Source organism: Janthinobacterium sp. GW458P (assembly GCF_002127585.1).
Lineage (GTDB): Bacteria > Pseudomonadota > Gammaproteobacteria > Burkholderiales > Burkholderiaceae_D > Janthinobacterium.
The window spans coordinates 1-13,319 of sequence record NZ_NEGZ01000014.1 but is presented as its reverse complement, the minus strand read 5'-3'; the positions used below and the strand labels follow the sequence as shown (position 1 = coordinate 13,319).

The 13,319-nt window shown below is 64.0% G+C and carries 13 protein-coding genes; 1 reads left to right on the top strand and 12 read right to left on the bottom strand.

The window, feature by feature from the left end:
* Positions 1–38: 38 nt before the first annotated feature.
* From CBW50_RS10735 to CBW50_RS10730, 3 genes are read right to left on the bottom strand one after another with little or no spacing between them, the layout of a single operon-like run.
* On the bottom strand, positions 39–278 hold the full coding sequence (locus CBW50_RS10735) for a hypothetical protein (protein ID WP_086145529.1): 240 nt from the start codon (positions 276–278) through the stop codon (positions 39–41).
* Complete coding sequence (locus tag CBW50_RS29335) at positions 275–451, bottom strand: hypothetical protein (protein WP_172404733.1); 177 nt, start codon at positions 449–451, stop codon at positions 275–277. Before CBW50_RS29335 ends, CBW50_RS10735 begins: the two co-directional genes overlap by 4 nt.
* 56 nt (positions 452–507) lie before the next feature.
* Positions 508–3,012 (bottom strand): prolyl oligopeptidase family serine peptidase, encoded by a 2,505-nt coding sequence (locus tag CBW50_RS10730; protein WP_226936309.1) that lies wholly within the window; start codon positions 3,010–3,012, stop codon positions 508–510.
* Between the two features lie 186 nt (positions 3,013–3,198).
* Between CBW50_RS10730 and CBW50_RS10725 the strand changes: the two genes are divergently transcribed.
* Positions 3,199–3,717, top strand: coding sequence for a hypothetical protein (locus CBW50_RS10725; protein ID WP_086145609.1), 519 nt, complete (start codon positions 3,199–3,201; stop codon positions 3,715–3,717).
* A 1-nt stretch (position 3,718) separates the two neighbouring features.
* On the opposite strand, the gene CBW50_RS10720 is transcribed toward CBW50_RS10725, so the two are convergent.
* The 9 genes from CBW50_RS10720 to CBW50_RS10680 all read right to left on the bottom strand — a co-directional run.
* Positions 3,719–4,528, bottom strand: a complete 810-nt coding sequence (locus CBW50_RS10720; RefSeq protein WP_086145528.1) for a hypothetical protein — start codon at positions 4,526–4,528, stop codon at positions 3,719–3,721.
* Positions 4,529–4,559: 31 nt separating this feature from the next.
* Complete coding sequence (locus CBW50_RS10715; RefSeq protein ID WP_139842470.1) at positions 4,560–4,823, bottom strand: hypothetical protein; 264 nt, start codon at positions 4,821–4,823, stop codon at positions 4,560–4,562.
* 138 nt (positions 4,824–4,961) lie between these two features.
* A complete protein-coding gene (locus CBW50_RS10710; protein ID WP_226936307.1) occupies positions 4,962–5,582 on the bottom strand; it encodes a nucleotidyltransferase family protein in 621 nt (206 codons plus the stop codon).
* Positions 5,583–5,594: 12 nt separating this feature from the next.
* Positions 5,595–6,605 carry a DUF4424 family protein gene (locus CBW50_RS10705; RefSeq protein ID WP_172404732.1) on the bottom strand — a complete coding sequence of 337 codons (1,011 nt, stop codon included), beginning with the start codon at positions 6,603–6,605 and terminating at the stop codon, positions 5,595–5,597.
* The gene (locus CBW50_RS10700) at positions 6,602–9,433 is read right to left on the bottom strand and encodes an ATP-binding protein (protein ID WP_086145525.1); all 2,832 of its coding nucleotides are present in this window, start codon (positions 9,431–9,433) and stop codon (positions 6,602–6,604) included. Before CBW50_RS10700 ends, CBW50_RS10705 begins: the two co-directional genes overlap by 4 nt.
* Positions 9,434–9,441: 8 nt before the next feature.
* Positions 9,442–10,176 carry a hypothetical protein gene (locus tag CBW50_RS10695; RefSeq protein WP_070221592.1) on the bottom strand — a complete coding sequence of 245 codons (735 nt, stop codon included), beginning with the start codon at positions 10,174–10,176 and terminating at the stop codon, positions 9,442–9,444.
* Entirely contained in the window at positions 10,169–11,539 is a 1,371-nt protein-coding gene (locus tag CBW50_RS10690) for a hypothetical protein (RefSeq protein ID WP_086145524.1), read from the bottom strand. The genes CBW50_RS10695 and CBW50_RS10690 overlap by 8 nt, the downstream gene beginning before the upstream one ends.
* Positions 11,540–11,782: 243 nt before the next feature.
* Positions 11,783–12,547, bottom strand: a complete 765-nt coding sequence (locus tag CBW50_RS10685) for a DUF3108 domain-containing protein (protein ID WP_086145523.1) — start codon at positions 12,545–12,547, stop codon at positions 11,783–11,785.
* The coding region (locus CBW50_RS10680; protein WP_139842469.1) for a DUF3108 domain-containing protein at positions 12,548–13,319 on the bottom strand (772 nt) is incomplete at its 5' end.

Here is a 13,319-nt window from a genome sequence, read left to right as displayed (position 1 = left end):
CGCGGCGCCCTTTTCCTTGCTCTGCCGCAAAGGCAAACTTACTCGGCCACGTCGAGGCCCCGCTCGATCATGCCTTCGACGTAAGCGCGCAGATATTGTTCCAGCGCGGGGCCGGACAGCACGTTGGCCGTCAGCGCGCCGTGCGGCGAGCCTTTCAGCACGCCGTCGTGGTACACGCGCGCAATCCAGGCGACATCGGCGCCCTGTGTATAGTCGAGCTCATAGTCGAACGTTTCACCGCTGACTTTGCGTGTGTAGACTTCCTTGACAATTGTCATCTAAAACAGCCTTTCTTGACGAGATTGGGATGCGGGTGCGGCACGGGATCTTCCTGCGGCACCGGGTGCACGGGGCCCGGGTGGTGGCCGGGCGCTTCCTGCGGCTCCGGCGCCGGCATGGGTTCATCGACAGGCGCCGGGTCGGGCGCGCGGTGGACATGGATAACGGTCATGGCTGGCCTCCCTGCAGACAAAGGAAGACCATACCACGAGATGCGCGCCGCTGCCCTTATTTGCCTGCCGGCTGGACGTCGGCGGCTGGCGGCGCCGCGTTCTTCACATATTTTTCCAGCCAGTTGTTGCTTTCATACAGCATCTGCATGATCGATTCGCGCGCGCGGTAGCCATGGCTTTCGTTCGGCAGCATCACCAGCCGCGCCGTGCCGCCCAGGCCCTTGACGGCCTGGAACATGCGCTCGCTCTGGATGGGGAAGGTGCCCGAGTTGTTGTCCTGTTCGCCATGGATTATCAGCAGGGCATCCTTGATCTTGTCCGCGGAATTGAACGGCGACATGGCCTGGTAGACGGCCGGCGCCTGCCAGAACGGGCGCTCTTCCGCCTGGAAGCCGAACGGCGTCAGGGTGCGGTTGTAGGCGCCGCTGCGGGCGATGCCGGCGCGGAACAGCCGCGTGTGCGCCAGCAGATTGCCCGTCATGAAGGCGCCATACGAGTGGCCGCCGATGGCGATGCGGTTGCGGTCGGCCACGCCACGGCGCACCACTTCGTCGACGGCCGCCTCGGCATCGGCCACCAGCTGCGGCAGGTAGGTGTCGTTCGGCTCCTGCTCGCCGTTGCCGACGATGGGGAACGATGGATTGTCGAGCACGGCGTAGCCCATGGACAGGAAGGCGGCCGGGCCCCAGTAGCTGACGGCGTTGAATTTATACGGCGAGCCCTTGGTCTGGCTGGCGGCGCTGGCTGTCTTGAATTCCTGCGGATACGCCCACATCAGGATCGGCAGCGGGCCGTCGCGTTTCACGTCATAGTTTGGCGGCAGCATCAATGTGGCCGTCAGGTCGACGCCGTCGGCGCGCTTGTAGCGGATCAGCTCTTTCTGCACGTCCTTCAGCTGCGGCAGCGGATGGGGGAAGTGCGTGAGGGCCGTCAATTGCGCGGCGCCCTGCTTGAGATTGCGCACATAGTAATTGGGCTGCTCGGTCGGCGACTCGCGCGTGGACAGCAGGCGGCTGCCGTCCTCGTCCAGCACGGCCACCACGTTTTCATAGTAGGGCGCGGCGCTCTGGAACAGGCGCTGCTTCTGTTTCGTCGCCAGGTTCAGGCGGTCGATGAAGGGCCGGTCGCCATCCTTCGATGCGCCCTGGCCGTCGAGCAGGATGGAACCGTCAGCGGCGATCAGCAACCGCGGCAAGCCGGCAGCGTCCGCGCGCATGACGGGCGTGCCCGGATCGTTGTAGCGGTCTTCGAACGAGCCGGCATACACGAGGTCGCCAGGCGTGCCCGCCACGGCGGACGGCTGGTCCGGCTGGATGCGCCACTGCTTGACGGCGCGCGTCTTGTACCACGCTTCGCTGAGCAGGGCCAGGTCGCCGCGGCCCCAGGCCACGCCCGCGTAGCGCGATCCGAGCCTGGCCAGCACGGCCGGTTTGCTGGTAAACGGCGCCGCCTGCGTGTAGACGATGTCGCGGATCTCGGCCGCCCTGGCCGGGTCGCCGCCGTCCTGCGCTTCGGCCCACACCAGGGTGGCGGGCGCATCGACGCGCCAGCTGACGGAGCGCACGCCGGCGGACACGGCATCATTGCCTGGAGGCAAGCCTTCTTCCAGCGGCAGCGCCGCCACCGCGTGCTCCACCTTGCCATTCAGGTCGCGCACATCGATCCTGTGGCCGAAGTCGTGCGCCGGCACGATATACGAATACGGACGCATGATGCTGGTCGTCAGCAGGTGCTTGCCATCAGGCGAAGCCGACACGCGCGAGAACTGGCCCGGCTGGCCGACCAGACGCTGCTTGCCCGCCACGTCCAGCAAGGCCAGCTGCACGGTCGTGTAATGTTCGAACAGCTGCGCGTCCTGCGCGTTTTTCAGCAGGTCGGGATAGGTGCGCAACTGCTTGACGCCGCCGCCGGGCACGCTGTCCTGGATGGACGGGCCTGTCGGAATGCCGCTCGGCACGGGCGCCGCGCCCAGCCTGGCCGGCTTCAGCTGCACCAGCAGGGTCTTGCTGTCGGGCATCCACGAAAAGCCGCGCCCATACACGGTCGACAAAGGCGTGCTGGCCAGCTTGCGCGCCGCTTTCGTCTGCACGTCGAGCAGCCACAGTTCCACGCCCGACGCCTTCACGCCCCTGGCGGGATCGGCAAAGGCGACGTGGGTGAACGCCAGGTAGCGCTGGTCGGGCGACCAGGCCAGGTCGGCGATGCGGGGCGCCGCCGGCAAGCCGCTGACCTTGACTTCCTTCTGCGTATCGATGTCGAGCAAGCCCAGTCCCGTATGGAAACTGAAGCGGCTGGCCGAATACGTGCGGGGATTGATGCGCAGGCCGGCCAGCTTCAGTTCCGGCTGCGCCACCTCGCTGATGCCGGGCAGGGACGGCGTGGGCAGCACGGCGGCCAGGTTGCGTTTCGGGCTCAGGCTCAGGGTCGGCGCGCGCGGCGCATCGACGATGGCTTGCAGCGGTGCGGGCGGCATTTGATAACCGGCATCCTGCGCCATGGCCAGGGGAGACGAGGCCAGCAAGCCTACGGTGATGGGCAACAAGGGGAAGCGAACAGACATGGCACTCCAGTGAGGTGGATGAAAACGATGACCGATGGCACCGCGCCGCTCATGGCGGCAAGGTGTGACAGAACATAGTGCTTTCATGCCATGTAAATGTCAATAAGCAACTTTTGCCATATGACAATTTTCGCCCGCATCGCCATCTGGCTTACAATCGCTGTTTTACCCGTACCCGAAGCCTACATGGAAACCACTACCCTCGCCCTGCTGTTCCTGGTCCCGCTGCTGGTCTGGCGCATCTATTCGCGCCTGAAAAAACTGGTGGCGCGCCAGAAATCGCAGCTGTGGCGGCACTGGCTGGTCGCCGTCGGCTTTCCCGCGCTGCTGCTGTTCCTGGCGACGACGACGAAATTCGAGCTGCTGCCCCTGTCGAGCCTGGGCGGGGCCGCGCTGGCCGGCGGCTGGCTGGGCGTGCTGGGCCTGAAGCTGACGCGCTTCGAGCAGGTGGGCAAGGATTTCTTCTTTACCCAGCACCGCTACCTTGGATTAACCATCACGATGCTGTTCATCGCCCGCCTGCTGTACCGCGGCATGCAAATCTATATGAACACGCGCCTGGACGTGCCCGTGCCGCCGCCGCCGTTCGGCCAGAGCCCGCTGACCATGGCCGCCTACGGCCTCGTCATCGGCTACTACGCCGTGTACGCCTGGGGACTGCTGCGCTGGCGCCAGCGCAGCAAGCCCCTGCAAGCCGCCGAGTAAATCAATAGTACTGGCACAGGCCGGTACACGTCGTCACGGCCAGCGCCGCGCGTATCGTCGCCAGCCCCGGCGCCAGGGCGGGATCAAGGTCCTTGTCCGCGTCGGCCAGGCTGGCCAGCATACGTTCGCGCAGGGGCGGCGCCATCAGATTGGCATTCGCCGTGGCGTGCTGCGCCGCCGCTTCCAGCATCCGCTTCTTTTGCGCCACGCTCCAGAACGGCGCTTGCACGAACTGCACCACGCCAGCATACAGGGAGGTCGAACCCTTGCTGAAGGCGCGCGCGCGCAGGCGCTCCGCACTGCTCACCGCCTGCAGCGGCTGGCTACTGAATTCCTGCTCCATCAGCCCGATCACATGGCCATGGCAATGCATGCCAAAGGCAAACAAGGTGCTCATTTCATCGCCATAATTGGCCAGGTTCCGCGTCATCTGCTCCTTGCTCGCCTTCAGCAGCTCAGCGGCGGGCAGCGACAAAGGCATTGAGAGGGCAAACGTATAGTACGCTTTGCCCAGCCGCATGGCCTGCTCGCACACGGCCGCGCTCTGGTTCATGTCCTGCAGCGCCGCGACGGGCGCCTGGAACAGGCGCGGGCCGTCGGCGATCTGCGCAAACAGCTGCGCCACCTCGGGGTCGCCCAGGCGCGGCAAGCCGCTTTGCGGCGTCGCCTTGTCCATCAGCGCTTCCAGCTGGCCGCTGGCTTGCTGGAAATCGGTATAGCTGTCAGCCCAGGCAGCGGGCGCCACGAAGGCGGAGGAAAGGCAAAGCAGGCGGCCGATGCGGCGCAGCGGCGTGGAAATCGATAACATCATGTTGTAGGGATCAAATAAAGAGGAATCGTCCTCAGGCGGCCCGGTACAGGCGGAACTGGTGCGCCGCCGTATAAAACAGGCCCAGCGCGACAGGCATGTAAATAAATGCAAGCAAAGTCGGTACAAAGGTGTGGATGTCGCGTCCAAGGTAGAAAGGCAGGGCAAACAGCACCCCCCATACGAAGGGCATCAGCAGCAGCCATGCCCAGCGGTTACCGCGGCCTACCATGGCGAAACTGATGCCCAGTTGCGCGGCCGCCATCAACAGGCCGGCCAGGACCATAGGCGCCGTCATGAAAACGGCCGCGAGGCAATACAGCAACAAGACGACGCCGCACCAGGCGAGTACACGCTTCAGAAAATGGAACAATGGCATGACAGAGCGCAGCATTAAATAATTGGCAATTATAAACAATGTGTATCCACAGTGCAATTAATTGCTTTTTAAATATGTGCCATCGCGTGGCACGCAATGCCAGGCGATGATGGTGACGCGCGGCCAGCGCGCCGCGTAGTCCTTGCTGGCCAGCCGCTGCGCATAGCCGTCCGGGCTGATGCGCGCCGGGTTGCGCCGCACCACCATATTGAACAGGTCATCGAGGCCATGCGGCGCGACGATGCCGATCTCGCCGTCAGGCTGCAGATGGATGCCGACGGCGGTGGCAAACTCGGGCCAGGAAGCGATGGCGTCATCGAGCGACAGCAACGGCGGCACGGCATAGCCGAACTCTTCTTCAAACCACAGGTGCACCCTGGCCTGGTTGCACACTTCCCACGGCACGCCGGGCAGCGCCGTTTCCAGGCGCTGGCGCAGCTGCACCTCGCTTTCCGCAAGCAAATCGTGCGCATCGAAATACGCCACGTCGACGTCGCTCAATGCCGATGGTTGCGCATAGCCGTGCAAGGCATCCCACACGAGGTTGCGCACGGCGCCGGCGCCGATGCAGCAATCAGGCAAGCCCAGCTGCGCTACGGCTTGCAGCGCCTGCATGCACCACGGCGTGGCGCGGGCGATGGCGCGCAGGCGCGCCGCCAGTGCCTGCTGCTCACTCATGCGCTCACGCGCTCACGGCCGGATCTGCGGCGCCACGCCGTCGTTGCTCACCGTGCCTTCGACATTGCCGAAGTACACGTTCAAGTCCTGCTTCGGGCGGAAGTTGCGCAGCTTGACTTGCAAGGTGGTGGGGTTGATCTTGGTGAACGTGCCGGGGAAGCACAGACTGATCAGCTCGTCCGGTTTGCCCTTGATCAAGTTCAAAGTGAAATCCTCGATGCCATTCTTCCAGGTGTTGCCCGTCGTCAAAATGTATGACACCCAGACAGCGTTGACGAAGCCGCTTTCGCCCTGCTGGGCCGCCAGGCGGTTCCACGTCTTGTAGAAGGCCTTGTCGCCGCAGTACTTCTTTTCAAACTCGTTGCCATCGCCCAGGTAGGAAGCGCCGGGGCCGGCCGCGACGAAGGGCGCATATTGATGGCGCACGCGCACGACCTTGCCAGCCGGGAACTTCTGCTGCCACAGGTAGATGACCTTGACGGTCCAGGCCGGCACCCATTCCTCGTCGTAGAGCTGGGCCAGCAAGCCCTCCTTGATCATGGTCTTGCTCTGCGCGGCCGTCAACGGCGCCACCTTCTTGTCGAACGGCGTGTGCGACGGGAAATACGCGATCTGCGCGTCCGACAAACCCAGCTGGCGCAGCCGGGCCGTCACGTCGGCGCTGGCGAGCTTGGCGACAAACGTGGTGGTATAGTCCTTGCGCTTGCCGTCCACGTCGACGGTAAACTGCTGCGGCTGGCCGTAATACGTGGGCGAGCCGTGGTAGCCGGCCGCGTATTCGGGCAGCGGGAAGAAAATCGTCTCTTCCACGTCCTTCGCCGATTCATTGAGGAATTCGTACTCGACCTTGATCAAGTCCGTGCTCACGCTGAGCACTTCCTTTTTCATGGCCACGGCATCCGTCTTGCCGAACAGGATGCCGCCTGCGCTGACGGAGCCGATGCCGTCGTTGGCGAGCGCAGGACCGGCCGCCATGGCCAGCGCCACGGCGCAGGCTGTGGCGAGCTTGCGCACGGCCATCATGCGGCCTTGCCCGGTGCGGGATCGACCCTGCGCTGCAGTACGAAAATCGGTTGCGCCCATTGCGTATCCTTCTTTTTCTTGCTCGTGATCAAAGTGAGTTCCGATGGATCGTAGACATCCGTGTTGTGCGTCAACGGCGTCGTCATCAGGTATTGCGCTTCCGTGTTTTTCAGGAATTCGCCCACCAATTGAATATTGCGGATATCCAAATGGGCAAACGGTTCGTCGATGAAGACGAAGCCGCCGGAACCGTCTTCCGATTTCAGCAGGCCGATCAGGAGCACCAGCGATTTCATCACCTGCTGGCCGCCCGACGCTTCGCCATCGTTCATGCCGATCACGCCCTTGCCGTCGAACTTGAAGCGCACGTGCAGGCCCGCCTGCGACAGCTGCACGTCGTCGTTTTCCAGGCGCACGGGGTCGGCATGGACTTCGATGCCGGCCAGTTCGCCCAGCTCCTTGATGTTCTTGCTGTAAGTCTTGATGGTGTAGCGCAGGCGCTCCATGTAGGCGCCGCGGGCATTGCCCGTCGCTTCGATGGCGCGGTTGTTCTGGTAGCGGCGCTCGTCCGTTTCCGACTGGCGGCCGTGCAGCTGGTCCGACAGGCGGTGGTGCTGGTCGATGACGGTGGCGTCGAGTTCCCAGTCGTCGCGCGCCAGGCTGTTTTGCAGGCTGGCCACGCGCAAGTCGACCTGGTGCGCATTCTGGTGCTCGGCCACGAGGGCCGCGCGGCGTGCGGGACGGCGCCAGCTTTTCGGCAAATGGCGCCACGCATGGCGCAGGGCCAGCAAGGCGCGCGCATGCTCGGCGCGCTGTTCGATCTGCTTCTTGTAGCCCAGACGCGCCCCCGCTTCCGCCTCGGACAGGGCCAGGCGCGCGTTTTGCCACACGGTATCGGCACGCGTGCGCGCCACGGTGGCGCTCTTGGTCAGATTCTGCAGCTCGCCCAGGCGGCCGCCCACTTCCAGGCGTTCTTCCTTCAAGGGCTTGGAATTGCGCAGCGCTTCGGCGAATTCCTCCTGGCGCGCACTGAGTTCCTTGGCCGCGTCGACGCCGGCGATGCGCGCTTTCAGGGCGCCCACTTCCGCCGCCAGCTTGGAAATGGCCAGGGTCAGTGTGTCTTCCTGGCCTTCCAGGCCCGGCAGCGAGCGCAGCAGCGCTTCCAGGCGGCCGCTGCGGCCAGCCTGGCCGAAGCGGTAGCGCGACGCTTCCACGAACAGCGAGCGCCCGCCGCGGCGTTCGCGGTGATACGCCTCGGGCGTGATCCACTCCTCGTGGTTGCCCAATTTAAAGCCCGCTTCGACGGAATCGACGCGGGCGATGCGCGACAGCTGCTCGATCAGCCAGCTGGGCACGGGCGCGGAAAATTTCACCACGGCCAGCAAACTCTCGTCCTTCGCCACCGGCGCCGTGACCAGGTCGGGCACGATGAAGTGGCGGTAGCGTTCCTTCTCGGCCAGGCGATAGGCAGCGGCCGCATCCTTGGCCTTGTCCAGCAGGACGACCGAGGCGTAACCGCCCAGCACGCCTTCGACGGCGCCCTGCCAGCGGCTGTCCGTCACTTCGACGATGTCCGACAGCATCGCGTGCGAAATCCCCGCGTCGCGCAGCGCACGGCGCATGCCGCGTACATTGTCCGGCTCCGGCATGGCCGTCTTGCCTTGCAGCGCGGCAATCGTCGCCTGCTCAGCCGCGATACGGGCCGACAGGGCGTCGCGCTGCTGGCGCTGGCGCAGCAGTTCCGCTTCTTTCTGTTCCAGCTGGGCCGCCACTTCGGCGATGTCGCTGCCCGAGTCGGCCGCCAGCTTGTGCAAACGGTCCTTCTGTTCCAGCAGGCTGTCCAGCGGTTTCAGTTTTGCATTGATCAAGGACAAACGGCTCTGCAGACCGATCGATTCCTGCTCCAGCAGGGTTTCGTTCATCTGCGCGTCGGACAGGGCCTTCGCTTGCGCGGCCAGCGCATTGCGTTTATCCGTCAGCTGCTGGTCGGCCTGCGCCATTGGTTTACGCGCATCGCGCAATTGTCGGCTGGCAATGGCTGCCTTTTCGCGCGCCTCGTGGTACTGCAGGCTGGGCAATACTTCTTCCAGCAGGTTGCGGCGTTCCTTATGTAAACCTTCCCACTGGTGGTAATTGGCCACGCGCAGGCGCAAGCCTTCCAGGTTGGTTTTCGACGCTTCCAGTTCCGTTTCGAAGCGTTTCAGCTCCACTTCCGTATCGCGCTGGTGGCGCTTGGCTTCGTCGTAGGCGTCCAGCACTTCCTTGTCGCCGAACACCTGGAACACCAGGTCGAGCAGCTGGCGCGGCGCGTATTCGCACAGTTTGTCCGTTTCGCCCTGCTCCAGCGCCAGCACTTTCGACATGGCCGGCGACAGGCCCGCATTGGCCAGGCGCTTGCGGTAGTTTTCCACGCCGAGCCAGTCGTTGGCGTCCGTGATGTCCTCGATCTGCACATTGCCCGGACGCATCAGATACTGGCGCTTCCAGTCGCCGCCGTTCTTCTGGATCTGGCAAAACAGCGTCACTTCATCGTCGCTGAAGAAGCCGGAACTGCGGAACGGGCGGTTCGACAGCTGCTTGCCCACGTTCTTGTTGTCGACCACGGCGCGCAGCCAGGCCGTCTGCTGGCCCGAGTGGCGCGCATAGTGTTTATACGTGCGCCCCATCGAGCAGTCGAGGCCGAACAGGGTGCGCAAGGCATCGAGCAAGGTGGTCTTGCCCGAGCCGTTCTGCCCCGCGATGGTGATGATCTTCGCGTCGAGCGGAATATTCTTGATGCGCTGCCAGTAATCCCAGTGCACCAGTTCAAGTGATTTGATATGAAACATGGGCGCTTTCAGTGAGGGAGGTCGGACGCAGGCTCGTCGCCCGCGTCAGGCAGGTCGCCGATGTCGGCGGACAGGTCGGCAGACAAGTCAGCGTCCAGGTCGACGGCCACCAGGCGCGCCGGCGCGCGCTTGAAGACGTCGGCCAGGGCGCCGTTGATGATGCGCTCTTTCAGCACGTCGGTGTCCATCATCAGATCCAGCAGCGGGCCTTCCAGGATGACATCGCCGCGCCGCTCGATGAAGCCCAGCTTGGCCAGGGTGCCCAGGTTCATGTCCATGCGCGTCTTCTTGCCCAGCTTGTCGCCGAAGTCCGACAGCAGCGCCTTGTAGGAAATGCCGATCGACGCGTCTTCGGCGCGCGGCAGCGGTTTTTCCGTGCCAAACATATCATTTTGATCATCATCGGCGTGCTGGTGCGTTTCCTGGCGTTCGCGCTTGGGCAGGATGATCTGCGCCCACAGCACCACCAGCAAGGCCACGCCATCGCGCGCCAGGCCGAAGTTGTTGTTTTGCCACACATCGCGCGCGCCGAAGATCTTCGGCTCGATGGTGCGCGTCAGGGCCAAAGTCACATGGTCGGCATACACGTTGTCGAGCAGTTTCAGGCCGCAGGCCAGCAGGCGCGCATCGATCTCGGCGCGGAACAGCTCGTCGGACAGCACGCGCTTGACGAGCTTGTCGTCGCGGCGCAGGGTTTGATGCGTGAGCAGGCGCGCAATCAGGATTTGGGAATCGTCATTCATCGGCTGTGCCGCTATCTAAATCAAGTGAAACATTCAGTGAAAGCGAGGCGATCGACATGGCCGCCACGTGGGGGTCGGTCAGTTGGACCATCTCGTCGGTCGGTGTAAAGGTAATCGGCAAGCGGGCCAGTTCGGCCGTCGCGCCCTGCAGGCTCGCTTCGGACACGTCGCCGAGCAGCGGCAGCATCGAGGCGCGGTACGAGGCCACGGCAAAGCTGGCCGGCAGCAGGGAATCCTGCACGGGCACGCTTTTCGGCCCTTCCTCGCCTATGCTGGGGAAATTGCCCAGGCTGGCGAAGTTCGACAGGCGTTCGAGCAAGTCATCGAGTTCAAGTTGCATGGCGGGGCCGTCGCTGATGGTGGTGGGCGCGTCCTCGCCGCTGGGCAGGCCCGTGTTGGTAACGCCTGCCGCCCGCTCGGACAGCAGTTCCGTTTCGGCCACGTCGATCATCTCGGCCGGCGTGGAGAACAGCGGCACGACGGGCTGGTCGATGGCGCCGTCGGCCAGGCTGGCCAGGTCGTCGTGCAGCAGGAGCCAGCGCTTGATGTCGGTGGTCGACAGGCCGGACTGGCCCAGGTGCACGCGCTGGCGCTCGATCTGGTTCAGGGCGCGCGAAAACATGCCTTGCATGTTCAACAATTTACTTTGCGCCCGGCCGATGGCCTGCGCCGCCTTGTGCGTGGCGCTGTCCGCGTTTTCATCGGAAGTAATCGCCACGAGAATCTCGGAGCCCTTCTCGACCCAGTCGCAGGCCATGTTCCACTTCGCCTGCGCCGTGCGCAGCCGGAATTCGGAACCGGAGGCAATCGCGTCGGAAAATTCTTCCGTCAAGTCGACCAGGCGCCCCAGCAGATGCTGGAGTTGCTCGACAGACACACCGCCCACGGCTTGCGCACCGGCCACCTGCGACAGCAGAAAGCCCATTTCCGCCTCGTCTTCCGTCTGGCCCAGGCCCAGCAGGCTGTCGATGGCCGACAGCACATTGCGCGCCATGGGCGTGACGCGGTACACGCCCTGCTGCGCATCCCAGGCCAGCAACTGGTTCGAGCGCAGGCGCAGCAAGACCGTTTCCAGGCTTTCCGGCAATAAATACGCGAGCTTGGTATTGATGTCGGCGCGCGTATAGGCGGACGTGGCCGCATCGGACGCCAGCTCGCGCAACACCAGCAGACGCACCAGCACGCCATCGAAACCGCCGTGGAACAGGGCCGTAAACACTTGCAGCAAGGGCTGCGCCCGCTTCAAGTGGAAAACCTGCTCGATCTCGTCGGCCGAGATATTCGGCTGGAAATGCGCCTGCAAGGAATCCTGGTGTTCTTGCTCTGTCTGATGTGCATCCGTAGCCACGGCTGCACTTGCCATTATATCAATCATTCTTTTCCGGATGAGTGTTCAGCGGGCGGCGCAGCGGGCTAACGCGGCGCTGCGGGGCGGGGGCGTCAGTATATCAGTTCTGACATGCAATTCGACTGATCGCAGGAGGCGGCAATCCGGGGTCAGGCCGGCCTGGGGGAATGCCTTCCAATGGAAGGCATTCCAATCCCTCAGGACTGACCCCAGTACTTGCTTTGGGGTAAGAAAAACGTTCCCGGCAAACGTCAGTACTTACTTCTTGACGATCTTCTGCAAGGTTTGCTCGACGTAATCGCCGCCATCCGCATCGGCGAATGTCACCTTGACGGGATACCATTCCAGCGACGGCGCCAGCCACAGGTCCACTTGCTGGCCCTTCTTGTCCGGCGGCGGCGCCTTGACCAGGTGGATGGCGGCCACGTCGCCCATGCCCGTGGCGACTGGCTCTTCCTTGACGACCTTGAAGGTCCACGGCTCGGCATCATGCGCGCCGGCGACAAAAAACGCCCATTCCGAGCCGGGGACGAATTTCTCGGGCGCGGCGCGCGCCACGCTGGCCAGTTGCCAGACGGCGCTGTTGCGGTCCTGTTCGCCGCCTTTCAGCGGATAGCTGTCATCGCCTTCGCCAAAGACGATGGTCTTGCTGTCGCGCTTGAAGGTGGTCGTCACGGCATCCTTGCGGAAGCGCTTTTCCACGAATTGCGCCGGCGCCAGGCCGTAATCGTCGACCGTGCCTTCGCTGCGCTGCTCGAGGATCTTGCCGAACAGGGCCGCCTTGGTTTCGGCCAGCAGCGAATACTTGCCGTCGCCCACGCGCCAGTTGCTGACCGATTCGCCGGACAGCCCGATGCCGCGCTGTCTGGCCTTGATCGAATAGACGAGGTCAGCCGATGGCACCAGCTTGTACGGGCGCTTGATGGCGGGATGCTCCAGGGGGGCGTCGGCCATGGCGGGCGTCAGGGCGGCGGCCAGCAGGCTGGCGAGCAAAATGCGTTTCAAAGCAGTCAAAGTGGTCATTTATTTTCCTGTAGCGTCATTGACGCGAATATTGGTCACGGTTTGCGTGGTCAAGGCCCCGCTCGCCTCGGTATTGCGTATTTGTACCGGATACCATTGCATGGACGGCGCCAGCCAGATATCGAGCTGCGACGAATACGTGCCCGGCTTGGGCGGGCGGCGCAGATGCCAGGTCACCAGCCGGCCCATCCTGGTATCGAGTTCTTCCTCGCCCACCAGCTGGAAGCGGAACACGGTCGCCTCCTTTTCCTCGCCGACGAGAATATCGATATTTCCGGCCAGCTGGTTGACGTCGGCGCGGCCGATGGCGGCCAGCTGGAACGGCACGCTGGCCTTGTCCTGCGCCCCCTCCTGCCACGGCGCCGTGGCCGTCGTGGCCGAAAACGTGATGGCCTTGGCGTCGCGGTTGAAATGCGTGGCCGTTTGCGCGCGGCCCTTGCGTTTTTCCGTGGCCGTGACGGGCACGATACCCGTGCCGTCGATCACGCCTTCGCTGGTCAGCACCAGCAGGTTGATGCGCGTGATCAGCATGCTCAAGCCCACTTCCAGCGTCAGCTGATACGTGTCGCCCTTGTTTTGCCACGCCATGGCGGCCACGCCCTTCCATTTGGTGCCATCGGCATCCTGGCGGTCCACCTGCAGCTCGAACTGGGCCGAAGCGGGCACGTTGGTCTTGTAGTGCCGCGCCTGCTCAAGCGCCGGTGGCGGCGGGCCGGGCGGCGCCGGCGCCTCCGCCACGGCCGCTGCGGGCGCCGTGATGGCCCGTGATGGC

Excerpts from the sequence above, each read along its gene's own strand:
- CBW50_RS10735 (WP_086145529.1), bottom strand. The coding sequence starts at position 278 with ATGACAATTGTCAAGGAAGTCTACACACGCAAAGTCAGCGGTGAAACG.
- CBW50_RS29335 (WP_172404733.1), bottom strand. The coding sequence starts at position 451 with ATGACCGTTATCCATGTCCACCGCGCGCCCGACCCGGCGCCTGTCGAT.
- CBW50_RS10730 (WP_226936309.1), bottom strand. The coding sequence starts at position 3,012 with ATGTCTGTTCGCTTCCCCTTGTTGCCCATCACCGTAGGCTTGCTGGCC.
- CBW50_RS10725 (WP_086145609.1), top strand. The coding sequence starts at position 3,199 with ATGGAAACCACTACCCTCGCCCTGCTGTTCCTGGTCCCGCTGCTGGTC.
- CBW50_RS10720 (WP_086145528.1), bottom strand. The coding sequence starts at position 4,528 with ATGATGTTATCGATTTCCACGCCGCTGCGCCGCATCGGCCGCCTGCTT.
- CBW50_RS10715 (WP_139842470.1), bottom strand. The coding sequence starts at position 4,823 with ATGACGGCGCCTATGGTCCTGGCCGGCCTGTTGATGGCGGCCGCGCAA.
- CBW50_RS10710 (WP_226936307.1), bottom strand. The coding sequence starts at position 5,582 with ATGAGTGAGCAGCAGGCACTGGCGGCGCGCCTGCGCGCCATCGCCCGC.
- CBW50_RS10705 (WP_172404732.1), bottom strand. The coding sequence starts at position 6,605 with ATGATGGCCGTGCGCAAGCTCGCCACAGCCTGCGCCGTGGCGCTGGCC.
- CBW50_RS10700 (WP_086145525.1), bottom strand. The coding sequence starts at position 9,433 with ATGTTTCATATCAAATCACTTGAACTGGTGCACTGGGATTACTGGCAG.
- CBW50_RS10695 (WP_070221592.1), bottom strand. The coding sequence starts at position 10,176 with ATGAATGACGATTCCCAAATCCTGATTGCGCGCCTGCTCACGCATCAA.
- CBW50_RS10690 (WP_086145524.1), bottom strand. The coding sequence starts at position 11,539 with ATGGCAAGTGCAGCCGTGGCTACGGATGCACATCAGACAGAGCAAGAA.
- CBW50_RS10685 (WP_086145523.1), bottom strand. The coding sequence starts at position 12,547 with ATGACCACTTTGACTGCTTTGAAACGCATTTTGCTCGCCAGCCTGCTG.